Annotated in this window: 20 protein-coding genes; 10 read left to right on the forward strand and 10 right to left on the reverse strand. The window is 33.6% G+C overall.

The window, feature by feature from the left end:
* Window positions 1–268: 268 nt before the first annotated feature.
* Together Q8X41_RS20390 and Q8X41_RS20395 are read left to right on the forward strand one after the other, a co-directional pair.
* Complete coding sequence (locus Q8X41_RS20390; RefSeq protein ID WP_397538081.1) at window positions 269–805, forward strand: hypothetical protein; 537 nt, start codon at window positions 269–271, stop codon at window positions 803–805.
* A 50-nt stretch (window positions 806–855) separates the two neighbouring features.
* Window positions 856–3,189, forward strand: coding sequence for an EAL domain-containing protein (locus Q8X41_RS20395; protein ID WP_397538082.1), 2,334 nt, complete (start codon window positions 856–858; stop codon window positions 3,187–3,189).
* 608 nt (window positions 3,190–3,797) lie between these two features.
* Here Q8X41_RS20395 and Q8X41_RS20400 read toward each other — a convergent pair.
* On the reverse strand, window positions 3,798–4,637 hold the full coding sequence (locus Q8X41_RS20400) for a PHP domain-containing protein (protein WP_397538083.1): 840 nt from the start codon (window positions 4,635–4,637) through the stop codon (window positions 3,798–3,800).
* 435 nt (window positions 4,638–5,072) lie between these two features.
* Between Q8X41_RS20400 and Q8X41_RS20405 the strand changes: the two genes are divergently transcribed.
* The gene (locus Q8X41_RS20405; protein WP_397538084.1) at window positions 5,073–5,477 is read left to right on the forward strand and encodes a hypothetical protein; all 405 of its coding nucleotides are present in this window, start codon (window positions 5,073–5,075) and stop codon (window positions 5,475–5,477) included.
* A gap of 261 nt (window positions 5,478–5,738) precedes the next feature.
* On the opposite strand, the gene Q8X41_RS20410 is transcribed toward Q8X41_RS20405, so the two are convergent.
* Together Q8X41_RS20410 and Q8X41_RS20415 are read right to left on the reverse strand one after the other, a co-directional pair.
* Window positions 5,739–6,110: a hypothetical protein gene (locus Q8X41_RS20410; RefSeq protein WP_397538085.1), complete on the reverse strand. Its 372-nt coding sequence runs from the start codon at window positions 6,108–6,110 to the stop codon at window positions 5,739–5,741.
* 144 nt (window positions 6,111–6,254) lie between these two features.
* Window positions 6,255–6,380, reverse strand: coding sequence for a DUF899 family protein (locus Q8X41_RS20415; protein WP_397538086.1), 126 nt, complete (start codon window positions 6,378–6,380; stop codon window positions 6,255–6,257).
* Window positions 6,381–6,525: 145 nt separating this feature from the next.
* On the opposite strand from Q8X41_RS20415, the gene Q8X41_RS20420 reads away from it, so the two are divergent.
* The gene (locus Q8X41_RS20420; RefSeq protein WP_397538087.1) at window positions 6,526–6,873 is read left to right on the forward strand and encodes a DoxX family protein; all 348 of its coding nucleotides are present in this window, start codon (window positions 6,526–6,528) and stop codon (window positions 6,871–6,873) included.
* Between the two features lie 205 nt (window positions 6,874–7,078).
* The gene (locus Q8X41_RS20425) at window positions 7,079–9,643 is read left to right on the forward strand and encodes an Ig-like domain-containing protein (protein WP_397538088.1); all 2,565 of its coding nucleotides are present in this window, start codon (window positions 7,079–7,081) and stop codon (window positions 9,641–9,643) included.
* A gap of 126 nt (window positions 9,644–9,769) precedes the next feature.
* Here the strand turns inward: Q8X41_RS20425 and Q8X41_RS20430 are convergent, their stop codons facing one another.
* On the reverse strand, window positions 9,770–10,144 hold the full coding sequence (locus Q8X41_RS20430) for a metallopeptidase TldD-related protein (RefSeq protein ID WP_397540316.1): 375 nt from the start codon (window positions 10,142–10,144) through the stop codon (window positions 9,770–9,772).
* A gap of 96 nt (window positions 10,145–10,240) precedes the next feature.
* On the opposite strand from Q8X41_RS20430, the gene Q8X41_RS20435 reads away from it, so the two are divergent.
* A complete protein-coding gene (locus tag Q8X41_RS20435; protein WP_397538089.1) occupies window positions 10,241–10,981 on the forward strand; it encodes a class I SAM-dependent methyltransferase in 741 nt (246 codons plus the stop codon).
* A gap of 184 nt (window positions 10,982–11,165) precedes the next feature.
* Here the strand turns inward: Q8X41_RS20435 and Q8X41_RS20440 are convergent, their stop codons facing one another.
* On the reverse strand, window positions 11,166–12,170 hold the full coding sequence (locus Q8X41_RS20440) for a nucleoid-associated protein (RefSeq protein WP_397538090.1): 1,005 nt from the start codon (window positions 12,168–12,170) through the stop codon (window positions 11,166–11,168).
* 455 nt (window positions 12,171–12,625) lie between these two features.
* Between Q8X41_RS20440 and Q8X41_RS20445 the strand changes: the two genes are divergently transcribed.
* Complete coding sequence (locus Q8X41_RS20445) at window positions 12,626–14,152, forward strand: APC family permease (RefSeq protein ID WP_397538091.1); 1,527 nt, start codon at window positions 12,626–12,628, stop codon at window positions 14,150–14,152.
* Between the two features lie 94 nt (window positions 14,153–14,246).
* Here the strand turns inward: Q8X41_RS20445 and Q8X41_RS20450 are convergent, their stop codons facing one another.
* From Q8X41_RS20450 to Q8X41_RS20470, 5 genes are all read right to left on the reverse strand, one after another.
* Window positions 14,247–15,653, reverse strand: a complete 1,407-nt coding sequence (locus Q8X41_RS20450) for a YfcC family protein (RefSeq protein WP_397538092.1) — start codon at window positions 15,651–15,653, stop codon at window positions 14,247–14,249.
* Window positions 15,654–16,639: 986 nt separating this feature from the next.
* The gene (locus Q8X41_RS20455; protein WP_397538093.1) at window positions 16,640–16,804 is read right to left on the reverse strand and encodes a hypothetical protein; all 165 of its coding nucleotides are present in this window, start codon (window positions 16,802–16,804) and stop codon (window positions 16,640–16,642) included.
* A 285-nt stretch (window positions 16,805–17,089) separates the two neighbouring features.
* On the reverse strand, window positions 17,090–17,278 hold the full coding sequence (locus Q8X41_RS20460) for a small, acid-soluble spore protein, H family (RefSeq protein WP_397538094.1): 189 nt from the start codon (window positions 17,276–17,278) through the stop codon (window positions 17,090–17,092).
* Window positions 17,279–17,289: 11 nt separating this feature from the next.
* Complete coding sequence (locus tag Q8X41_RS20465) at window positions 17,290–17,457, reverse strand: hypothetical protein (RefSeq protein WP_397538095.1); 168 nt, start codon at window positions 17,455–17,457, stop codon at window positions 17,290–17,292.
* Window positions 17,458–17,624: 167 nt separating this feature from the next.
* Window positions 17,625–19,634, reverse strand: coding sequence for a bifunctional 2',3'-cyclic-nucleotide 2'-phosphodiesterase/3'-nucleotidase (locus tag Q8X41_RS20470; protein ID WP_397538096.1), 2,010 nt, complete (start codon window positions 19,632–19,634; stop codon window positions 17,625–17,627).
* Window positions 19,635–20,141: 507 nt separating this feature from the next.
* Here Q8X41_RS20470 and Q8X41_RS20475 point away from each other — a divergent pair.
* The 3 genes from Q8X41_RS20475 (at window position 20,142) to Q8X41_RS20485 (ending at window position 23,795) form a co-directional block, all read left to right on the forward strand.
* On the forward strand, window positions 20,142–20,354 hold the full coding sequence (locus Q8X41_RS20475; RefSeq protein ID WP_397538097.1) for a DUF1540 domain-containing protein: 213 nt from the start codon (window positions 20,142–20,144) through the stop codon (window positions 20,352–20,354).
* A 461-nt stretch (window positions 20,355–20,815) separates the two neighbouring features.
* Window positions 20,816–21,016, forward strand: a complete 201-nt coding sequence (locus Q8X41_RS20480; protein ID WP_397538098.1) for a cold-shock protein — start codon at window positions 20,816–20,818, stop codon at window positions 21,014–21,016.
* Between the two features lie 757 nt (window positions 21,017–21,773).
* On the forward strand, window positions 21,774–23,795 hold the full coding sequence (locus Q8X41_RS20485) for an EAL domain-containing protein (RefSeq protein ID WP_397538099.1): 2,022 nt from the start codon (window positions 21,774–21,776) through the stop codon (window positions 23,793–23,795).
* Window positions 23,796–24,064: the final 269 nt, after the last annotated feature.

Here is a 24,064-nt window from a genome sequence, read left to right on the forward strand (position 1 = left end):
TGGATACAACTCAATATTTCGTAGATAGCGGAAATTGAGTTGGTAATTTAATGATAATAAAGGTTTATTTGAAAAATAATCCAAAAGGTCTGATTTGTGATAACAATTGGCTTATAGTTAAAGGAAAGCATCAAAAAACAGGAAAATATATGTACGTTTATTTTGACAATGCTACTTAAATTTTTAATGAATTATAGGTATAATAGACCTATGATATATAAACGTTGATATTTTTGTGATTTTTTTTATTTTATTGGAGGAGCACGTCATGTACATAAAAGTAGATTCTTTGGCATTGTTAAATGATTTTAATCAAATTTGGATGGAATGTTGGCTGGAGAAGGGATATGGTCTGGAAAATGGAACCGTACCATCAGATCGATATATAATAACAGATTCAGATGATCAAAAAGTGGGAACTATTGAATTCAAGAAATATGCTCTAGATCCTACTAATAACATAAACACGGTATATCCATTCCATCAGAAAGAATTGATTCAACTTGATCCAAACTCAGTGATAGAAATTGATAAGGTTGCTATATTGAAACAATATAGAGGTAAAAACCTTGAAAGACTAATTCGGTTGTTCACTAAATATACTGAGTCTCATCATATAGATTATTGTGTTGTTCTCCTTGAAAGATCTTTCTACAAAGCATTAAAAATTGTATACAAAATTCCATTGGAAGCAGTTAGTGAAAAAATATACTACAAGGGCGATTATGTAATCCCTTCTATAATTTATTCTAAAGAAGTATATCAAAATAAGGAAAAATACAGCTGGAATGTATCAAATAAATAATGATTATAAATTTTACATAGTTTTGAGTAAATCAAGAATGGAGAAACAAGATGTACGGTCTTAGAACAAAGCGGTTTGCATATTCCTTTATCGTAATATTTATTCTTGCAAACATCCTTTGGAATATGGTCTTTAGAAATAACCAAGATTTTATCAAATGGGGCGGAGTTGCCTTTCAAATAGTTGCATGCTGCGCGTCGATTGGATGGCTCACTTCCACTTTTTTAAAGCATAAAGGACAAGCTAAAAGTTTCTGGCTATTTCTTGGTTTAGGCGTTCTTAGTTATCTAACCGGAATGGTTATTTGGATTGTTAATGCATTCATTCTTAATCGCAGTGAAGACATTTCTTATACGGCAGAAATATTTTGGGTAGTGCAAAATGGATTCTATTTCATAGCTCTCCTTTTACTAATGAATGCGATTAAAAGTAAATTGTTTACGATTAGATATTGCCTCGATACGTTAATTGTAATGTCTGCAGCAATAACGTTTAGTTGGATCTTCTTAATATATCCATTACTAAATCAACATACAAACATTCAATTTTATATCACCGAATTACTTTATCCAGTTTTAGACCTCGGTGTACTTGTAGGGATTTTAAGCCTTTTAATCGCATCAAATAGTATCTTTTCTAAGAAGACAACTTTCTTTTTAATTTCTGGATTATTAATTCAAGTTATCGCGGATACTATTTTTTCCTATCTAAAAATGACGAATTCATATTCTTTGGGAAGTATTAATGAACCTTGCTGGATCCTATCCATTCTTATGATCGGATTGTCAGGTATATATCATGAGCCTTTTCCAACGAAAGAGCCGATTACAAATAATGCGAAACAAAGCGAAAACATATTTATTAAATATCTTATTCCATATATGGGTGTCTTATTGCTGTCTGTTTATTTTATTTTCACCCTATACAAAATGTATCCTGTTATTATCGGATTGGTAGTATGTATCCTGTTGGTAATTTTAAGACAAATTTTTACTTTGTTAGAAAATGATAAATTAGTGAAGGATTTAAATAATTTAAATGAAGGTCTTGAATTAAAAGTAAAAGAAAGAACGAATAAACTAGTAGAAACAGTTAATTCAATGGAATTTCTTGCGTTTCATGATGTGGTTACAGGTTTGCCTAATCGCAGATATATTCAGAAAAGGCTTTCACAAGCCATTAATAATTCGAATGTAGATCAAAAAAAGATTGTATTTATGCTCCTTGACCTGGATCGTTTTAAACAAATTAATGATAGTCTTGGCCATTCATATGGTGATTTATTGTTGAAAGAAGTAGGAGATAGACTGGTTAAAAGCGTTCCAAACGAAGTTGTTTGTCGCCTTGGTGGAGACGAATATGCATTATTAATCGAAAATACAGACGTGCAGAAGATAGAAAAAATAGCATCAAACATATTAACAACCTTGAGAGAAACTTTTTATATAAAGGGATTTGAGCTTCACATCACACCTAGTATTGGTATATCGATTTATCCTGACCATGGTTGTGATTGGGATACCCTCTTAATGAAAGCAGATACGGCCATGTACGAGGTAAAGGATAACGGGAAAAATAATTATAAGATTTACAATGGGACAATGAGTATGGAACCTAAGATGGAGTTAGAAAGTTCGTTAAGAAAGGGTATTGAACGGGATGAATTTATAATCCACTACCAGCCTCAAATCTCACTGAAAAACAATGAAATTATTGGTGCAGAAGCTTTACTTCGCTGGGAAAGACCTGGGCAAGGACTTGTACCACCTTTAGATTTCATTCCATTTGCAGAAGAAACCGGTCTGATATTGCCGATTGGAGAAAGCGTTTTAAGGAAAGCATGTCGTCAGTCCGTTTCATGGAGGAAGAAAGGATTTTCAAAACTAAGAATAGCAGTGAATATTTCTTCTTTACAATTTAAACATAATGACTTTATGGATATGGTTTCAAACATTATCAATGAGACTGGTGCAAATCCAAATGATATTGAATTGGAAATTACAGAAAGTATTGCTATGGGCCCAATCGAAAAGAATCTCGCTCAACTTTCAGCGCTAAAACAAATGGGCTTCCAAATAGCAATAGATGATTTTGGAACTGGCTATTCATCTCTGCAATATTTAAGTGAATTCCAAATTGATCATCTAAAAATAGACCGTTCATTTATCTCCGCGTTAGAGAAGAGTGAGAAAGATGCGGCAATCGTTAAATTGATTGTCATGATGGCGAAAGGTTTGAATTTCAAAGTGATTGCAGAAGGTGTGGAAAATGAAACCCAAAAAACATTCCTTCAAGAAATTGAATGCGATGAACTTCAGGGATATTTATTTAGCCGCCCTTTAAGTGTGGAGGATTTTGAAACTTTAATGGAATCTAAAAGTTAAGCTTACCAAATGAAAACAAGCGAGAGTTATATAATATAGGGTAAATAGTATAATAGAATAAAACTAGACCTTATATTCAGGAGATTTGAGTTTGATTATATATAATCAAACTTTATAATCAAACTTTTATTTGTAATAAAAATACATCCATTAAATCTTTATAGAGATAATGGATGTATTTTTAATTGTGGTTTTTAAATAAAGATTGATAATTTATAATTAAGTTCTATCATTTATAATAAAGTTTGATAAAAAACCTGTATGGAATGCAGTTTTCTTATTCAATGTAGTGTAGTGCTTTAATTTAAAATTTTATAATTTAATACAAAGAAAAGTCCCTTCTTTCAAAATAAAAGTAGGGAATTTTGGTGTTTTAATAGACTTAGGGATATGTGAAAAAAAGGGGACTTTATTAAAGCCCCTGTTAATGAAACAATGGTTGTATATTCTGTAATCCTTTTCTTTAAAAACACAATAAAATTGTCAGCCTTTTCAAGACAAGCTATTTACTCTGAAGACATAGTAGGGTTCACCGCACCGTTTTTAATGGCGATTTTTTATTATAATGAAAAAAGCCTGTTTTGTGCTACCATACATGGTTATTAAATTTAACCCAAAATCTCAATATCTTTCAAATTCAACTTACTAAAATCTACCTTAATTGCTCCCATTTCATATATAACATTTGATCTATTGTTAAATCCACCGTGGTCATCATTGCCTACGGTTATTAACATATTATTTTTTTGACAAAAGTCTATAAGAACATTTGTTGTTTCTTCTGTATGAGTTGTGTAATAACATTCAAAGCCATCTGCGCCCATATTTTTAAGTTTTTTTAAACGAGGTTCTATTTCTAAAAGATTATTCTTCATTGTTTCTCCGATATGGGCAATAACTGCTTTACCATTTGCATTATGTATTACATTTATTACATATTCTATTGATGGAAATGAATTTTTTGGTTTAACATTATAATCACTGATGAGCTTAAAAAAACTAGGAACATCAATAACTAAGTTTTTGGTCTTTAGGTAGTCAAAACCTTTCCAACCACCGTTTTTTAGATTTCGATTGTAAGAATTAAAATCTTCTATACTTATTTCCTTGTAGTCAACACTCATCTTTTTTATTAATTCTAAATCAATATCAGCATAAACCGACTCGCATTGTTTGCAAATATCAATAATCTCTTTATTTTCAAAATTGAAATCATAAGCGAGGACATGAAATTCTTTATCTTCAAAAGAGGTAGAGATTTCTGCTCCTCGAATTAATTTAATTTGGTTCGCTTTACACAAAGGTATAAGCTCGTTATAAGCTGCTGTTGTGTTGTGGTCGCTTACACATAATAAGTCAATGCCGAGCTCTCTTGCCTTCTTGACAATTTCCTCAGGAGAACGGGTACTATCGGAATAGTGTGAATGAATATGTAAATCTGCATACATTATAATTTCACCTCTAACTTGTAATTGAATATCTAATTCCTTTTTTCTTATATATTATTAGTTGTAGTATACCATGACGGTATTCACCTTCAGTTTCATTTCCATAACTAAATGGACTATTAGTTTTTTTCATCACTTTTCCTCCAATAAAAACAGTATGACATATCTGACTATCCAAGTTTCTGTTAGAGCTTAAAGCCCAATGTAGCATGTCAGGATTATATCGCCAGATATTAAATCTCAAATTGAACTAAAGAGTCTTTATATAAAGCTCCAAACAACGGTAGAGTTTCAACTGTTAAATAATATTAGATTTAATTTGTACCCTATATAGTCTATTAAATATAATAAATACGACATGAATTTCAATATTCCCCCTAAAAATAAAAAAACTGTCAAAATTTACAGGATCTAAGTGGCTTTGTATTTTATTGTGTGCAGTGCCGTAAAGAACATGAAGTGCCTCACGTCAATATAAGAGGTCTAGGAAACTATAGCCCCAATCCGGTTGGTCGGTATATTTATAAAGGAACAGAAACATGGGGAGATAATAAGGGAACACTAACTTACTCTAACGAAGATAACCATGAATTTGTATTAAAATACAAAGGAACTTTAAAAGAGTTGTCTTCTATGAAAAAACTTGAATATTCTTACGAAACAATTAGTAGTGGCGGGAAATCAACAGAGGAATTCACTGAACCTCCTAAAGAATTAATATTTACTTCTAAAGGAAGTTCACGAGGTGGGGCAAAAGTAAATGTGGATGAAATTATAAAAGTAAATGTAAAATGGGGAGAATTTGAAGAATCATTTGAACTGCATAGTAAAAATAAGTAAATTTGATGAACTAACGGGTTGCTTTATTGTGATAACGATCTTCAACAATCGGGCGCGTTTATGAAGTAACGCTGTAGAAAATGATCATACTTTTTTATAATAAAACTAAAAAATGCTAAAGAAGCATCCATTTTGATTAATCTTTTTTCAAAATGGATGCTTCTTATTAATCTTAGTGTAAGGATTTATGAGGTGTTTTTGTTCAAATTTTATTTTAAAGCTACATTTATATTTCATTAAGAAATGAACTCCTGCACAGACCTAGTTATAGGGAATAACATATTTCTTAAAAAAGTTTGATAGAGATGAAAGTGTTAAGGATTTGCTTCTTACAACCGTTTTTATCCATTCCGTGGCATATTCATTCCATTGCTGTAAATCAGAATCATATTCTAAAAGCCATTCTAAGTTTTCACTCGTGGACGTTCCATGAAGCCTTAACTCAACTTCTCTTTTTCTGGCTTTTCCCTTTAACTGTTCAAGCCTCAGATTTTCTGTTGGCGATAATGCATAATCACCAAAAGCTCCGTCTTTAATGAAATCTCGGAGCCATTTCAAAACAGTAGAACGTTGAATATCATATTCTCGCTCAATTTCCATTGCTGATTTGCCGTTGCAAAGTTCTTTAATCATTTTATACTTAAAGAATTATCATAACTTTTTCTTCCCATTTATTTTCTCCTATATCTGTTCTGCTGTTTAGTTTCTTCATTCATCCATGCATCAATCTCAGTCTGAATTGGAAGTACACAACCATTATCCAAAGATGCAGTCGCATTATTTAGTGAAGCTGTCCTTTGGAACCAAATCTAGAAATTGATACGTATTGTTAAGCATATCAATACCTCGAGCATAGGTTGAATACGTGTGAAATATGTTTCCATCTGCATCTTTATAGAACACACTAAGGGCTTCTCTTCATTGAAAGTTCACTCGTAGACTTATTTTGTAGAAAATGTTGGAACATCAAATTACGTGAATGAATATAATGTAGTAACAATTTTTGCGTAATAGCCAATTTAGTCATCAAAAAAGGAGAGAAAAAAACATGGAAATATTAGCTTACATTTTTCAAGCAATTCTTATACTCATGTTTGCTCTGGCGGGAATAGGCAAGGTAGTAGGTTATGAAATGCATGTGGAAAGTTTTAAACATTGGAGATTACCACAATGGTTTAGAGTGGTAACAGGAATTGTGGAAATAGTGGGTGCTGCACTACTTCTCATAGGCTATTGGGAACTTAGTTATGCGATGGCAGGAGCACTTGTTCTTGGGATTACTGGGATAGGTGGAATCTTAACGCATATTAGGGTGAAGGATACCTTTAAAGAAACTTTAACGATTTTATTACTTGCAATCTTATCATTTATAGTATTTTTCATATATTATTTATAGTTTAATACGGATATTGATATAACATTAAATAGAAAGTAGGGGCGATCTTTATCAAAAAGAATCGCCCTATTTTTATGTAGAATTCGTTTTAATCTTGAAATTTCCTTCTTTTGTAATTATCATCTGAAATAATATATTTTTGCTTTATTTCAAGTTAGATACAAGAAAAATGATATAATTACATAAGGAAGTGAGGGAGATAAAGTTGAAAACTAGCCTGAGAATTTTAATGCTAGCGAGTTTTATGTTTGTTGGTATTTTTCTTTGGAAGCCAACAGATAGTTCTGCACAGACTACAAAGTTGGATTTTTTGCCGTACGATAGCGAGATCGATGCTAAAGAAGATATTCTATATATGACGGATAAAGGTAAGAATATGATTTATCGCAATCATTATAAAACAGGGAAAGTAGACGAATTGATATTGCCGTATCCCGCAGAAAATATGACTTTGTATGATGGCAAGTTGTATGTTACGCAATTGAAGCAAAAGCATACAGGCGCGGACAAGTTAGAAAAGGGAGCCATTGCTGTTATTGATACGAAAACATTTAAGGTTGATCGTATCATCCATTTAAATCAAGATCCATTTGATATGGCAATAGATAAGGATGGCTTTTTATATGTAACACCAGGTTCTGGTGAAAAACAAAAAATTCATATTTATAATTTAAATGATGGTGACAAAGAAATCATTAGCAGTTCAAATTATAGAAGTCTTCGTTTAAGAAGGCATATTATTTATAATCAACATTTATCAAAATTATATTATCCTCAATCTGCAAATCTATTTGCCATTGAAGTGGAAAAAGGTGAATTGAAAAATTCTTATGAATGGAAAAGTGGATTTGAACAATATGCTTGGGGTGTTGATATTACACCAGATGAAAAATATATTTACACAAATGATGGTGGTTACAGTTTAGCGTCAAATGAGACTGAAGATTTGATTCGAAAAGTGAAGTTTGATGAAGGTTATGATAGCTTCGCATTTAGTAATGACTATACATTTGGTATATCATCTAAACAAGGAATTGACGTTTATACATATGGAACATCAGACTATTTGTATACACTCTATGGCAACAAAAACATGATTGATGCCTTTGCGGACGATGGGCTCGTTTCTATTGAAAATATAGATAACAAACAAGCTGTTGTTCATTATGACAAATCAGTTGAATCTGACAAGCTAGGTGTAGCAACAATTTATAGTGGGTCAAAATACAGCATAGATTCCCCTTTTAATGATAATGAGCATGCTATGCCAACAGATCTTGCTTTTACTGTTTATATGAATGAAAAAATCACCGCTTTAGATCCATCCAAAGTAATTGTAAAATCAGATTCAGGTAAAGTGGTTCCGATCACTGTGACCTATAACAAGAATGTCATCCAAATTACAATGGACCCACTTGAAATGTATACAAACTATACGCTAACATTTGAAAAGAGTGCAGTTTCTGGCTACCAATCAAATCCGAACGATTCAGATATAATATACCATTTCAAAACAAAGGCAGATAGAGTAAAAAAGGTTGATTTATCATTAGATGATAAAGAAGCACCGATACGATACAATTTCTCTGCACAAGCAGAGGGTGGTACGGATGTCGAGTATCAATTTTTAGTGAGTAGTGAATCAGGATACGATGAAAGAGTCGTTCAACCCTATAGCGATAAAAAAACATTTGTCTTCGAACCGAATAGTTCTGGTAAATATCAGATCATAGTACAAGCTAGAAGCAAAGAATCGGGAAATATCTATGATGAAAAGAATAGAATAACCGTCAATCCAATAGACGACGAAGCCCCAACATTAAACGTCAAAGAAATTTACAATCGTGATGAAAATACAATGACGCTTGATATTACTGCAAATGACAATGTTGGCATCAAGACATTCACTTTGCCAAACTCTTTAACAGTAAGCGGAAATCATGCAACTTACACTATGAAGAAAAATGGATCCTATCATATTTCAGTAGAAGACTACTTTGGTCATATCGTAAAAGAAGACGGTTTTAATGCATCCATCGATACGGATAGTCCAAAGATTAGTTCATCTTTAAGCACGACAAAAAATACGAAAAACGATGTTAAAGTTACCATTAAAGCTACAGATTATGTAGGTATCAAAAAACTAACATTACCAGATGGCAAAACAACGACTAATGCGACGACAACCTTTACAGCGACGAAAAATGGCACATACAAAATCATTGCTGAAGACTATGCAAAACATAAAAAAACACATACATTTGTTGTAAAAAATATCTTTAAAAAAGCTCCGAAAACACCGACTTCTGTGACAATTGATGATAACAAACATACGATTAAAGGTAATGCGGAGCCATATACAGATGTTATTGTGAAAGCGCCAAAATATAAATCTAAGATTGTGCATGTATCTAATAATGGTACATTTAGTTATGTTATGCCGAAGCTTAAAGCAAGAACAAAAGTAGCGGTCTATGGAAAAAATCAATTGGGACAAAAGGGCAAAACTATCACAGTAACGGTAAAAGATAAAACCGGACCTTGGATTTACAGTTCGTCCATAAAAGGTAAAACAGTAACAATCAACACCGAACCTAAAGCAAAAATTTACATCTACAAAAATAAGAAAAAGATTAAAACATTAATGTCTTCAAGCAACGGCACAGCTAAAGGGACAATCCCCCTATATAAAATAGGAACCCAGTTGGAAGTGTATTTGATAGATACTCATGGGAATAAATCTACACAATTTTTAATGTGGATATACTAGAAGAAGTAGTAGTTAAAGAAAACTTGAGAAAAAAACAGCATTTATGAAAAGTTAACTTCTCGATAATCACAAAAAGAGTTGAATCTACGTATTCGCAGATTCAACTCTTTTTAGTATGACTTTAACTTAATCAACCGTTACATAAAGTTCTTTCACTAATAGAGAAGGGGAACCAAATCCGCCTTGTTTGAAATGTAGATCTGTGCCAGTTTTTTCAATGTCATTCAATAATTCATAGAAGTTTCCGGCGATTGTAATTTGTTTGACAGGTGATGCAATCTTGCCGTCTTTTATATGGAATCCTATTGCGGCAACCGAGAAGTCACCAGAGATTGTATTCGTACCTGAATGAAGGACAGATAAATCTGTTACAAGGATTCCTTCTGGTACAGAGGCAATAAGATCCTTCTTTGTTCTTTCGCCTGGAGCAATGTACATATTTTGAGGTGCAACAGAGAGAGTACCTTTATAAGTAGCTTTTGATGGGAGAGGGAGTAGAATAAAGAAGTTATGCTAAATTAGTAAAATATGGTATTGTTTTTAAGGTAGTTCAAGGAAATTAGTGTTTAAGATGTAATCCAAATTGGAGGGATATTTTTGAAACAAAATATTTATGACAATCCGATTTTCTTTAAAAACTACTCTTCTTTACGTGAAAGTGGAGTAACCTATAATGATTTTGTGGAACAACCAGCAATAAAATCTGTAATTTCAGCTCTTGATGATAAATGCATATTAGATTTAGGATGCGGGAATGGTAAATTTGCAAAGTATTGTGCTGAGAACGGTGCATCAAAGGTTTTAGGTGTCGACATCTCTAGAAATATGATAGAAAGTGCTTTAAAAGAAAATAATCACGAGAAAATAGAATATATTTGTATGCCAATGGAAGATTTAGAAATACTAAATCAAAAATTCGATATCATCATAAGCTCTTTGGCAGTTCATTATATTGAAGATTACTCAACTTTAATTGAAAAGGTTAGTAATTTATTAAACAACAATGGAGAATTCATTTTCTCAACGGAACATCCTATTGTAACAGCTCGAAAAGAAATGGATAACTGGGAAAAGGATCTTGATGGAAATAGATTGCATTGGGCTTTGGATCATTATCAAGAAGAAGGAAAAAGAGAGCAACATTGGTATGTTGATGGAGTAATTAAATATCATAGAACAATTTCAACACTAATAAATACACTTATTAACAATGGTCTTGTATTGGAAAAAATTATTGAACCAAAGTCCATTCCTGCTGGGTTAGAACAAATGCCTCAATTAATTAGTGAAGAACGTAGACCATCCTTTATTGTAATAAAATCAAGGAAAAATTTTTAATTGATATTTACAAGGAACTACCAGAGAAAAAAGAACTAGAAAATAGCTGGTGTGATTCTTCAAATGTCCAATGAAAAAAATCGAGTTGATTCTAGGTAAGAGCCAACTCGATTTTTTATCTTTCTTTCGTTTAGAGCATAGTAGGGTATAAACGCTTGATACCACGTAAAATACGTAATTATGATTATATTTCTTCTTGGAAATAGATTTTATAAAATTTACGATTTGTTGTTTCATCATAGCCAACTTCGATTAGTTCATCCACTTGTTCGATATCACGTACGTTAACCTGAATTTCAATATTGGAATCGAGTTTAATTTTACGCTTATAACTTTTTTCGGCTTTTTCAATTGCACTTTCAGAAATAACTGTTTCGTAGGGCTTTACTGTATTTACGATGATATCTTTTTGTACGGGCTCAGCACTTTCAAAAACCGAGTCAATGTAGTCATTTACTTCGAACTCTTCTTCATTTTTAAAATAATCGAGCGTTTTGTTTAAAAAACCCAACTTCTCGGTATTCGAAAAACCATCTTCTTTTAAAATGTATTTTTTACATTCTGTTAAAGCTAGTTTCGTTTTATGATAATCTTCATCCGCTACCTTAATCTTTAAAAAGCGCTCCTGCCAGTAGATAACATCTTCTTTCTTTTTCGTTTTGATAAAGACAGCAGGTGCTTCATCAGGCCCCATATCTACGATGACGGCCATATTATTGATTTTCTTCACATTAATACCATCGATGCCATTGACAATCACTTTGTTTTGTTCGTTTTTAACATCTAAGAATATTTCTTTTTCATCAATTTTTACAATGGCGATGACCTTTTTCATCTCTGTATTCCAAAGGCAATTTTCGAATAATCCAATAAACAATTCGCCATCTTTTATATTAGGATGTTGGGATACACTTTGTAGGTGTGTAGCGATATGATTTGATTGTTCTAGGAAACTACTTTCATTATCAAAGATAGACTTCACATAAGTGTACACTTCATTTAATCCAATATCCGTTTCGTGAAAAAATTCGTATTGCTGATCCCAATCGATTTTGTTAAACGCTAATTGGGTAAAGGCAGCTTCGAGCATGACCTCTGGCTGAGAGAATGCCTCTTCTCCCAAAACAAGCACATCGCTTACATGGTGTACCACATACTGTGCTAATTTACTATCACTTACTTCTAGCATGTTCTTCACCTTCAAATCATTAGTTGTCGAGAATATACCATATCATACTCTACTCAATATTTACATGCCCAATATTTAATAGAGGTGATGTTTATTAGTGAAGTTTCTGAGAGCATGGTCCGAAGAAACTTAGAAAAAGGATGCAGAAGATTTGCTTGTCGGTGTATTAGGGATGGGTAGGCAATTATGCATAAATTATTCAAAACCTCATAGGAACATAGGTGGGAGCAAAACTATATTATATGGCAATATTGTAAACGGGATTAATTATAGTAAGTGAGTCCTACTAATACAAATAATTGATTCATAATTGAATACATAATATCAAAAATGAAATTCAAATTCTAAATAATATTTCTACTTAATCATAATTCACTGAATGTTCATATATTTCTGTGTGTTGGCACAATACTTGCTTATAAAAATGTAATTACATTTAAAAGGAGGTTCAAAACATGCAAGAAAATTTGAACAAAAATATTGAGGGATCTACGTCGGACCATCATGATAGTGATGCTGCACAACTGGCTGCACTTGGTTATGAATCTGAATTTCGCCGCGACATGAGCCCCTGGGCTAACTTTTCGCTTGGGTTCACTTACCTCTCTCCTGTAGTAGGTGTGTACACGCTATTTGCTTTCGCACTTGCGCAAGGTGGCCCACCTATGATTTGGAGTCTTCTCATCTGTGGACTAGGCCAGTTATTAGTGGCACTAGTCTTTAGTGAGATTGTTGCGCAATTCCCTGTAGCAGGAGGAGTATATCCTTGGGCTCGAAGATTATGGGGACGTAAGTATGCATGGATGACGGGCTGGGTTTACCTAATGGCTTTACTTGTGACAATTGCTAGTGTTGTATACGGAGCTGGTCCTTTTATAGCACAAGTTTTAGGTTTTGAGGTATCGGTGAATTCAACAATTCTTTGTGCAGTAGGTTTACTTGTCTTATCAACGATCATCAATTTTCTTGGCACAAAGGTTCTTGCAGCTGCAGCAGTTATTGGTTTTGTTGCAGAGATTATTGGAGCGCTTGCAGTTGGGTTTTGGCTGCTTATCACAGAAAGGCATCATAATCTAAGTGTGCTTTTTGATTCTTTTGGAGCTCAAGGTAATCATAGCTTCATGTATGCATTTGCAGCAGCTGGCTTAATTGGAGCATTTTTATATTATGGGTTCGAAGCTTGTGGTGATGTTGCTGAAGAGGTACCGAATCCAGGTGTACTTATCCCAAAGGCAATGCGTCGGACGATTTACATTGGTGGAGCTGCAGCAACTTTTGTTTGCCTTTCTTTAGTACTTTCAGTTGCTGATATCCCAGCAGTTATTTCAGGTAAGGATGCAACGCCTGTTGATACAGTGCTAAACAAGGCATTTGGTGCTGTTGGCGCGAAAATTGTACTATGTATTGTGCTGATTTCTTTCCTTTCATGTGCAATAAGTTTACAGGCGGCAGCAAGTAGACTTGCCTATTCGTATGGACGAGATGACATGATTATTGGAAGCCGATGGTTAAAGAAATTTTCAGTTACCCGTCATATTCCTCCTTATGCGTTGCTACTTGCCGCAATTGTTCCAGCTATAATTGTGTTAGGATCAAAAGTATCTACAGATGCGCTTACAAAGGTAGTTAGTTTTGCGTCATTTGGCATTTATCTTGGATTCCAAATGGTCGTTCTCGCTGCACTTAGAGCTAGACTAAAAGGATGGAAACCAAGTGGTAAGTATCAATTGGGCAAGTGGGGGCTACCTATCAATATTGGAGCGCTTATCTATGGAATAATCGCAATGATCAACATGTGTTGGCCAAGAACACCAGATGTAGCTTGGTATGATAACTATATCGTGATTGTTTCAGGAGTTGTAGTTATTGTGATTGGTTTAGTGTATATGATGATTCATCGTAGCTACGGACATAGCAATATGCCGTATAATGATGCCATACCGAAAAAAGTAGAAAACGAACGCAAGGATATGTCAGCGTAAGTTTGTTGCAATAATATGCTTTGAAATATCCAAACAGTCAAACAAAAAAACTCTAAAACGAATCTCATTCGCTTTAGAGTTTTTATTTTATCTATTAAAATGGACCATAATTCATCTTTTCTGCAATCACTAACAAAATCACTGAAATTATGAAGATAATGATAAAGAATTTTAAGTACCATCTCACCCATTTGTTCCATGGGATACCTGCAACTGCAAGTGCCGCGATTAGCGCGCCGTTTGTAGGGAACATGCTTGCTGCGATACCGTCACCTAATTGGAAGGCAAGTACAGCAGTTTGGCGTGTGACACCTACTAAATCAGCTAATGGTGCCATGATTGGCATTGTCAGTGCAGCTTGTCCACTTTGTGATGGGACTAGGAAGTTGATGATCATTTGCAAAATCATCATACCAACAGCTGTGAATGTTGATGGCAGATCATTTAATAGGGTGGAGGCAAAATGTAGGATAGTATCCATCAAACCACCTGTTTTAAAGATAACTAATACAGCTTGTGCTAATCCGATGATTAAGGCACCACCGATTAGTTCTGATGTTCCTTTTACAAAACTATCGGCAATTTCAGATGCTCCAAGACCACCGAGAATCCCCATAATAATACCGAACATTAAGAATAACCCTGCGATTTCTGGAATGTACCAGCCATATTTCATAACACCGATAATTAAAATCACAAAGTTTAATAAAAAGGCAGTTAACACTAATTTATGACGTAATGTGAAAGTAATTGACACATCTTCTTTTGTATGTGGACTTAACTTTTCGAATTTACCGTAAATTCCTAAATCAGGATTTTTCTTAACCTTCATCGCATGACGATAAACAAAGATAGCTGCTGTTGCGTAGAACACAACGAATACAATTAGACGATAACCGATCCCTGAGAATGTTGGGAGTTCAGCGATTCCTTGTGCAACCCCGACAGAGAATGGGTTTAAAAAGCCCGCTGTGAAACCCATTGAGGCACCGACTACTACTATAGCAAAGCCTGTAACGGCATCAAATCCTAATGCAATGGTTAATGGTACAAGAAGTGCTACATAAACAGCCACTTCATCTGACATCCCCATTGTTGCTCCACAAATCCCAAAGAACAGCATAAAAATGGGTACAACTAATTTCTCACGGTTTTTCATTTTGCGTGCAAATGTTACGATAAATGAATCGAGTGCACCTGTGGCATTAATAATACCGAATACACCACCAATAATTAATACGAAGAAAATCGTACCTGCACCATTCACCATTCCTTTGTGAATATCACTAAATAAATCTAATAGACCAACTGGATGATTATTCACAAATGAAAAAGTCTCTGGCTTAATAACACTTCTACCATCCACTACTTTTGTATCATAATGTCCAGCTGGCACAATATACGTTAAAATTGCAGAAATTACGATTAAAGAAAAAATTAATACATATGCATTAACTCCTTTACTTCCTTTATCTGCTTTCTTTTTCTTAAACATAGCCATGCTCCTTACTAATCCTAATGTATCTTATATATTAAAAAAATTAAAATGACTTAAATTGTATCTCGATAGGTTGTTATTATACATAATATTTGATTTTTATACAATAGTGTTTTTAAATAAATTTAATCGTTTTTTTTGATGTATTTATAAAACTAAAGATAGGAACTGTTTGTTATGGATAGGGACTATGTGATTCAGATTCTTAATATAAATGAGGGTAGGGGAGAGGGTATTTTAGTAGTTATAAAAAGTATAAATCGGAAAATGATTTAAATGTTAGCGACTATGCAGATTATGAAGGTTTTGAAGTAAATGCAGATACGGGGAGTGCAAATAGATGTTTAGCAGCTTTCTTAATTAAATATCAGTAGGAGGTAAAGTAGTACAGTATAAATACTGCGGGAGAATGGTCTTTATACTATTTGAATTAACAGGGCGATTATACAACTAAATAAGAACTTTTTTACGAGTAATACAAATATTTATAGTATATAGCTGTTATTGAATGAAGTGGAATTAGCTCCGCTTTCCGTGGGCGAACTGACGAGCCTCCTCGCTAGAGCTCCTGCGGTTACTCGTCGCAGAAAAGATTTTGCTCCTGCATCGCATCGCTAGCTTCGTCGCAGAAAGAATCTCGCTCCGGGGTCTCGTCTAGCTCGTTTTCCCACAGGATATTGAATGAACTTCACTGAATGAACATCGCACGAAGAAAATGCGAATGCATTTTCGAGGACTCTCCGCTAATTCCACTTCAATGAAGATAGCTATACTAGATTTTCAACATAAACGTACATCTATTTTTTTACTTGCTTTTTCAGTGGCCTCAAATGAGATAAAGAGGGGATGTGATATGCTTCGTAAGCTATCAGGATCAATTCTGCTTACAAAATGGAGGGGAATCTACTAGAAGAAGTTGAGTGTTATTTTTTATCAAGCTACACTTAGTATGTAAACTATAATTTTCCTCAAAAAAAGATGGATTCAGATTAAAGAATCTGTCCATCTACAATGATTTGACCCGTTGTATGGTCGTATTCAACTTCACACATCGCCCCAAGTTGAATACCTTCTGGTAATTCTCTTGTTTCAACGACATGTGATTCATTGATAATCGCTAAGTATTGTCCATTTACTAATACTACTTTTGTCATGTATATATACCTCCTTTGAATTTGAAAAGTATTTAATCCTCAACTAATGTACAAACTTTGTGATGAAGATTCCTTAATAATATAGTAACAAAAATAATCGGAAAATGCAAAATATTCAGATTATTAAAATGATATATTTTGTATGATGGAATAGGGATAAGGTTGTTTGTATTTATGAATAAAACAGTTCAATTCACGAAATAGAGTCAAATCTTCAACCAACATAAAACTGTAAGAAACACAGTGAAGAAAATCCCACTGGAACACTCCAATGGGATCAGCAATTTACTGCAGCAAATATTCTTCTTTCAACTCCGAAATATCCACTTCAGAACGTTCTTCTAATGAATGTCTTAAATGGACGGTTGCAGTTCTTTCATTGAGTAACTTATCGATCCATATAGAAACGCCGTTATAGCTCACTTCATATTCTTTAGGTGAGGCAACAATTTCTTGTGCACGTTGATATTCCAAATGAAGACCTCCTATTTTTGCTTATTCTTTTGTTTATTTTTAGCAACCAAGCTTTCTAGCTCAAGTAACTCCTGAGCGGTCTCTTCTTTTGCAGCTTGTGGCGCTATTTTTTCGTTTTTCGGAGTTTGGGGTAATGATCTTTTGTTCTTGCTTTTGCCTTGTTTATTATCTCTTCCCATATGTTAAATTCTCCTTTCAATTTGGATCATTCTTAATATGGCTTGGAAAAGCTTTTTTATCACAAAAAAATACACAGCATAGAGTTTTGAATGCTGTGTATTTATTTAGTTGTCTGAGAAATTAAGTAATGTATTTAAGTGTATTCAGATAACAACTGCATCTTTAATTAACGATGAAGGTTAATGTTAAAGATTCCAAAGCCTCTTAAATCTGTTTTACCTGTATAAGAGAATGGACTTTCTTTCATGATATATTGTTCAGCTTTTGGTGAAGTCGTAAAGGTTACATTCACGTTTTGTGAGATTGGTGCAATAGACCAATTGCCATCAGCAGTTGGTGTAATTTCTTTCTTTTCAGAAATATAATCCATTAAAATTTGACGGTTCTCATCAGCTGAATCAACTACTAACTGACTTCCTTTAATTCCAGGGAAGTTTCCGCCACCATTTGCACGGTAATTATTTGTTACGACTATAAATTCTTGATCAGGATCAATTGGCTTACCGTTATATTTTAGATTTACTACACGATTTGAAGTTGGGTTTACTAGTTTACCATCTGTTCCATATTTAGCTGGCTTTGTAACATCAATTTGGTATTCAACACCATCAATTATATCGAAATTATATACTGGGAAAGCAGAATTGATTAAAGCCTGCTCCGTTGTTTTTGTAGGATCAATCGTGTTAAATTGACCTGCTGACATTTCAATCCATTCTTTTACGACTGAGCCTTTCACTTTTACCGCTTTTAACGTGTTGTCATATAGGTATAAATCACCTGCACTGCGGATTGTTAAATCACCTTTTTTAATTTCTGTGTATTCATCCACGCCATTACGTCCAGCTTTAAACGGTGCTCCTACTGAAAGAATTGGTAGGTTTTTGAATTCAGGCTTGTTTAGGGCGATATATTTTTCTACATACCATTTTTGTGCATTTGTCACGACTTGAACGGATGGATCATCTTGTACAAGTGCAAAATAGCTATAGATATCATCAGTTGTTTTACCGATTGGTGTATTGACATATTTTAATGTAGCTTCGTGATTAGCTTTAACGGCATTTGCAACAGTTTCGTCAGCTGTTACATTTTCGATTGCTCTTGTTGAAGATTGAGAATTAGATACCTTCCATTTGCCTTTTTCTTTTTTCAAAGTTAAATCAATAATGCCTAAATTACCACCGCCGTAGCCAGCTTGAACAGCAGGAACGCCGTTGATTGTTCCTTTATCATTATTAACTCCAGGTAATAGTTGTCCATTCGAATCTTTGAATAATGCGTCTAAACTCGCAATGTCTTTAGCAGGGAATACTTTATGTGTATGTGAAAAAGTAATTGCATCAATTCCAGAAACTTTGCTCAAAGCATAGATTGTATCTTCTGTATTGTCTAAATTTCCATTGAAACCGGAGTGAGCTAATGCAATGACTACATCTGCACCTTTCTTCTTCATAGCAGGAACATATTTTTTGGCTGTTTCTACGATATTTTTGGTAATAACTTTACCATCTAGATTTGCTTTGTCCCATTCGTTGATTTGAGGGGGAACAAAACCGATGTATCCGACTTTAATCGTGGTTGTTTTACCAGATTCATCTTTTACTTTTTTATTGACAATTTTGTACGGAGTGTACTTGTTTTTATCGTTTTGTGGATTGTTGTCGTGATCATCCACATATACGTTTGCATTCACAAAAGGAAACTTCGCATCATCGTATACTTCATCTAAATAATCTAATCCATAGTTAAATTCATGATTTCCAAGTGTCGCCATGTCATACTTCATGATATTCATAGCTTTAATGGCTGGATGAACTTCTCCATCCTTTAACGGATTAATTTTCGCTTCATAAGTACCGAAAGGAGTCCCTTGAATCAAGTCACCGTTGTCTACTAATACTGAATTTTTCACTTCAGATCGCGCTGATTTTACAAGCGTTGCTGTTTTAGCTAAACCCAATTTAGGTGCTACGCTATTTTTGTAATAATCAAAGTCTAGTAGATTAGTGTGCACATCTGTTGTTTCCATAATACGAAGTTTAACTTGTGATTGAACCTTGGTTTTTGAAGGTTTTGAAGCATGTGCATCATTTGATGTAACGGCTGCTAACAACATGCTAACTGCAAGTGTACTTGATAAAATTTTAAAAGCTGCTGACTTATTGCCTTTCATTTCTTCCACCCATCCTTTTGCCAATTTTGAGACTAATTAACTCAAAATAGAATATAGCATATTTAATATTAATGTGGTGTTAAAAATTAATTTAATAGTTAATTTTTACCTTGTTTTCGTCCTAATTAGACAAAAACAGGGTCGTTACTCTTGTTTCTTATGGTGCGGAAACAACGGTAATTTAGAACTAATAAAATTGTTTGTATTTGGTTATTGAATGAGTCGATTTCATAAATGCTTTTTTAGTAAAAAAATATGAATATTTTCTAATTAAACAACTCAATAATTCGGGATAATATATCATTTTAAGTATTTACTTAGTATGCCGTTCCATACGGCGCTTTCGGCGGGCGAGATTTGAGGCTCCAAATATTGAAAAGATTTATGAAATTGATTCAATTGAAAATAAAAAACCTCCGAATGGTTAAAATACATTGTGAGGAATATGGAAGAGGAATTGAAAATCCTTTTCTACATTTTTCATGAAAATCAATGAGGAGGATCGCTATGCCAAATGTAAAGGTAAACTGTACTGTATCAGATTGTTTTTTCCATAAGGAAGATAATATCTGTGGGGCTGAAAAAATTGAAGTAGAGATGGATTACAGCTCCCCAAAAATGAATACAGAGTTTGCTTCAGATTTTGACTTCCACGCTATTTCTAAAGAAGCTAATCATTCTGCAGATACTTGTTGTAAAACGTTTAAACCAAAAAAATAACAAGTTTTATAATTTGGATAGCATTGAGTGGAGTCAAAGGTACTGATATTGGCAGCTTTACAAAACATTGAGAAGGTAGGGACTAAAAAGGCTATTCTTTTTAGTCCCTTTTTGATGAGGTCTATTATTCAATTAAAATTGGGATAAAAGATATTTAGAGCAGCTTTGATTGGCACTCAGGTATGCAAAAAATGATCATCAATAGATATGTGCGTTCATACTTAGAGAGAAGAAAGAGTAGCCTTATTAAAAAAGATTTTATATTTGGCAAAAAAAATTCATTTTATAGTTGACTCATGGTAATATCTGCTATACAATGAATGTAATAATTAATTCGGCTAATCGGAAACAAAGCATTCACCTGTTAAAAGTGATCGTATTTGTATCGATCGCATTTAATAGGCGTTTTTTTTATCTATTGGAAGATAAATTATTAATAAACAATAATGGAGGTCATTTAAATGACACAAGGTACAGTAAAATGGTTTAACGCAGAAAAAGGTTTCGGTTTCATCGAAGTTGAAGGCGGAAACGACGTATTCGTACACTTCTCAGCTATCCAAGGTGAAGGTTTCAAATCACTTGAAGAAGGTCAAAAAGTTGAATTTGGCGTAGAAGAAGGCAACCGCGGACCACAAGCTACTAACGTAACTAAACTTTAATTCTTACGAAAACGTTTATTCGTTAAGTACAAAAGGCATCCTTATAGGGTGCCTTTTTTGTTTGCTAATAAATAGAGGATAATCGGGGAATTGAAGTAGAGTGGGTTATCAACTCAAAAGCATAGTACAAAGTTTGTTTCAGAATATGACATGACGTATATGCTATTTCAGAGCAAGCAAGTCAATCTGAGGATACTTGATGTAAAATTTTTAAACCTAAAAGTAAAAAAGTGTATTGCACTAATTAGTTTTGAGTAGAGTCAAGGGTACTGCGTTTGCGATGAAAAAATAGTAGAACCTAGAATAGGTAGATTTAATTCGGATGAAAGTGCCAAAGTTTTACGACTACAACTACTAATATTTCTTTAGCTTTTTAACTGACCGTTGATGGATAAGTATCAACGGTTTTTTTATTATGTAAAACTAAGTGTCGTTTAGTGGCTAATTAATGACTAAAACGTGAAAAAAATAAGTAATTCAAGAAAATGATTATATTATTTATATAATATTGTATTATTTATAGGTATAATGTATTTGTTAAAGTTGATTTTTACGGAATAAATAGCTATATTCAATTAATAAATTGTAATTAATTGGCATTTCTATTTTGTGAAGTTGAAGGAGATAAAGAGATAATATGGACATTCTTGATTTTTTTAAAAAATACCGATGGGAACTAGTGTGTATACTTATTCTTCTTTCGCTAGTCCTAATATATAATAATCATTTCTATAGTATCTTTGGAGAAAAAAATTATGTGGGTATTCATTTGATGATGGAAATACTCATTATTGTTGCGTCTTTTTCTATTGCTATTCAGGCATGGTTGATTGTTCCTTATGTTTTATCGAATAGACGATTGTATATTGGAGCACTTTTTCTCGCATTAGGACTAATAGAAATGATTCATACGCTGTCCTATAAAGGCATGCCATTTTTTATAGAAAACAGTTCACCATATTCAGCTACTTGGTTCTATATCATTGGCCGTTTAACATTACCTATTGGTTTATTGATCATATACATATTGAAGCCCAAAAAGGTTAGGCCTGCCCAGCGTCGGATTACATATGGTTTTGCATTTTTATACGCAGCAATTTGGATGATATTGGTTTTCAACACAAACAATTTACTTCCACCACTATTCATCGATGGTGTGGGTCCAACCTTATTAAAGAAGTCCCTTCAATTTCTATCTCTTCTATTGCAAATTACATTGATTGTGTATTTGTGGAAAAATAGAAATTCAAGTCTAATTGAAAAAACAATGATTATAATAGGGTCAATCTTTATGATTCTTGGTGATGTGATGTTTACTTCGTATTTTAAAGTAAACGATATTCGAAATTTTATCGGACATGTACTTCAATTAGTGAGCTATCACTATTTCTTAAAGGCACTATATTATTCATCAGTGGAAGAGCCTTTTAAGTTGTTAATAGAGACGAAAGCTAAATTGGAAAGTTCTAAAGAATCTCTTCACTATACAGCTTTTCATGATGAATTGACAGGATTACCAAATTCAAGGCTCTTAAATGAACTACTGACGACAGAGCTTCAGAAGAAAGATACAAAAACAGCTATTCTGATGATAAAGATAGATCGACTTAAGGTCATCTATGAATCGCTTGGTACAACATTTACAGATACAATAATACAAGAAGTCTCACATCGCTTACGTAAATCACTTCCAACTGAAATATTTATCAGTAGAATAAGTGGTGGTGAATTTACAATCATCCTTCAAGAGGTAAAAGAGCAAGAGGAAATAGTTAAAGTTTGTAATCAAATTCATCAGGTTATGAAAGAACAATTTCAGATTCAACATTTTCAGTTAAAAGTTAATTTAAATATTGGTGTTACTATTTATCCTGATCATGGGCAAAGCATTGAAGAGCTTTTAAAACATGCACAAATTGCCATGCGTAAAGCGCGAAAAGAAGTGAAACGTTACGTATTTTATAAACCAAAAATGGAACAACATCTTGAAGAGCGTCTGTTGCTTGAACATGATTTGCATAATGCGCTTGAAAATGGAGAACTTTTTTTGGAATATCAGCCACAGGTTGATGTAAGTACAGGGCGTATTGACTTTGTAGAGGCTTTGCTGCGATGGAAACATCCAAAAAAAGGGATGATTTCTCCAGCTACTTTTATACCAATTGCAGAAGAAACGGGTCTTATTGTTCCAATTGGAGAATGGGTATTAGAGACGGCTTGTAGACAAACCAAAAAATGGCATGATGAAGGAATTTCAACTTTGGGCGTGGCTGTTAATCTATCCATTCGGCAATTTTTACAACATAACTTAGTAGAGATTGTAAAAGATACATTGGAAAAAACGCATTTGTCTCCGGATTATTTAGAACTTGAAATTACGGAAAGTATGACGATGGATAAACATTATACAATTGAGACGTTGCATAATTTAAAGCAGTTAGGAGTTAAAATCGCAATCGATGACTTTGGAACTGGCTATTCTTCATTATCGTATTTAAAGGATTTTCCTATTGATTGTTTGAAAATAGATCGTGCGTTTGTAAAAAATATCCACTCAAATGATAGAGACGCTTTACTTATTTCAATGATTATTTCTTTGGCAAAACATCTTAAATTGAAAATCGTTGCTGAAGGAGTGGAAGAAATCGATCAATTTGAATTTTTAGCTGAACTTGATTGTGATTATATTCAAGGTTACTTGTGTGGTAAACCATTATCACCAGATGAACTATTATTTAAACTTGAAGCATCACAACAGCAAAATTATAGCTATATTTGATATAAGAGGAGTAAATCTTACTACAATTTAATTTATATCTTGATCATGCGTGTTTATTATTCATTAAAAACGGATGATCAACCGATACCCACTACGGATTGATCCTTTTCCTGCGGGCATGCGCTGAGCCGCTTCGGGGCAACAGGATGTGGCGTTCTTAGACTCTGTTCCTTAAGCGCTACCTGGAGGGACTCAGCTGCCACGCTTTTCCGGCGGGAGTCGAGCAATCCTCCGCTACAATCAATAAACAATGAGACATAAGCATCTTG

The sequence above is a fragment of the Rummeliibacillus pycnus genome (genome assembly GCF_044359855.1).
Classification (GTDB): domain Bacteria; phylum Bacillota; class Bacilli; order Bacillales_A; family Planococcaceae; genus Rummeliibacillus; species Rummeliibacillus pycnus_A.

What these genes read in the sequence shown, in the direction of transcription:
- Q8X41_RS20390 (WP_397538081.1), top strand. Translation starts at nt 269, where the DNA reads ATGTACATAAAAGTAGATTCTTTGGCATTGTTAAATGATTTTAATCAA.
- Q8X41_RS20395 (WP_397538082.1), top strand. Translation starts at nt 856, where the DNA reads ATGTACGGTCTTAGAACAAAGCGGTTTGCATATTCCTTTATCGTAATA.
- Q8X41_RS20400 (WP_397538083.1), bottom strand. Translation starts at nt 4,637, where the DNA reads ATGTATGCAGATTTACATATTCATTCACACTATTCCGATAGTACCCGT.
- Q8X41_RS20410 (WP_397538085.1), bottom strand. Translation starts at nt 6,110, where the DNA reads ATGATTAAAGAACTTTGCAACGGCAAATCAGCAATGGAAATTGAGCGA.
- Q8X41_RS20420 (WP_397538087.1), top strand. Translation starts at nt 6,526, where the DNA reads ATGGAAATATTAGCTTACATTTTTCAAGCAATTCTTATACTCATGTTT.
- Q8X41_RS20440 (WP_397538090.1), bottom strand. Translation starts at nt 12,170, where the DNA reads ATGCTAGAAGTAAGTGATAGTAAATTAGCACAGTATGTGGTACACCAT.
- Q8X41_RS20445 (WP_397538091.1), top strand. Translation starts at nt 12,626, where the DNA reads ATGCAAGAAAATTTGAACAAAAATATTGAGGGATCTACGTCGGACCAT.
- Q8X41_RS20450 (WP_397538092.1), bottom strand. Translation starts at nt 15,653, where the DNA reads ATGGCTATGTTTAAGAAAAAGAAAGCAGATAAAGGAAGTAAAGGAGTT.
- Q8X41_RS20455 (WP_397538093.1), bottom strand. Translation starts at nt 16,804, where the DNA reads ATGACAAAAGTAGTATTAGTAAATGGACAATACTTAGCGATTATCAAT.
- Q8X41_RS20465 (WP_397538095.1), bottom strand. Translation starts at nt 17,457, where the DNA reads ATGGGAAGAGATAATAAACAAGGCAAAAGCAAGAACAAAAGATCATTA.
- Q8X41_RS20470 (WP_397538096.1), bottom strand. Translation starts at nt 19,634, where the DNA reads ATGAAAGGCAATAAGTCAGCAGCTTTTAAAATTTTATCAAGTACACTT.
- Q8X41_RS20475 (WP_397538097.1), top strand. Translation starts at nt 20,142, where the DNA reads ATGCCAAATGTAAAGGTAAACTGTACTGTATCAGATTGTTTTTTCCAT.
- Q8X41_RS20480 (WP_397538098.1), top strand. Translation starts at nt 20,816, where the DNA reads ATGACACAAGGTACAGTAAAATGGTTTAACGCAGAAAAAGGTTTCGGT.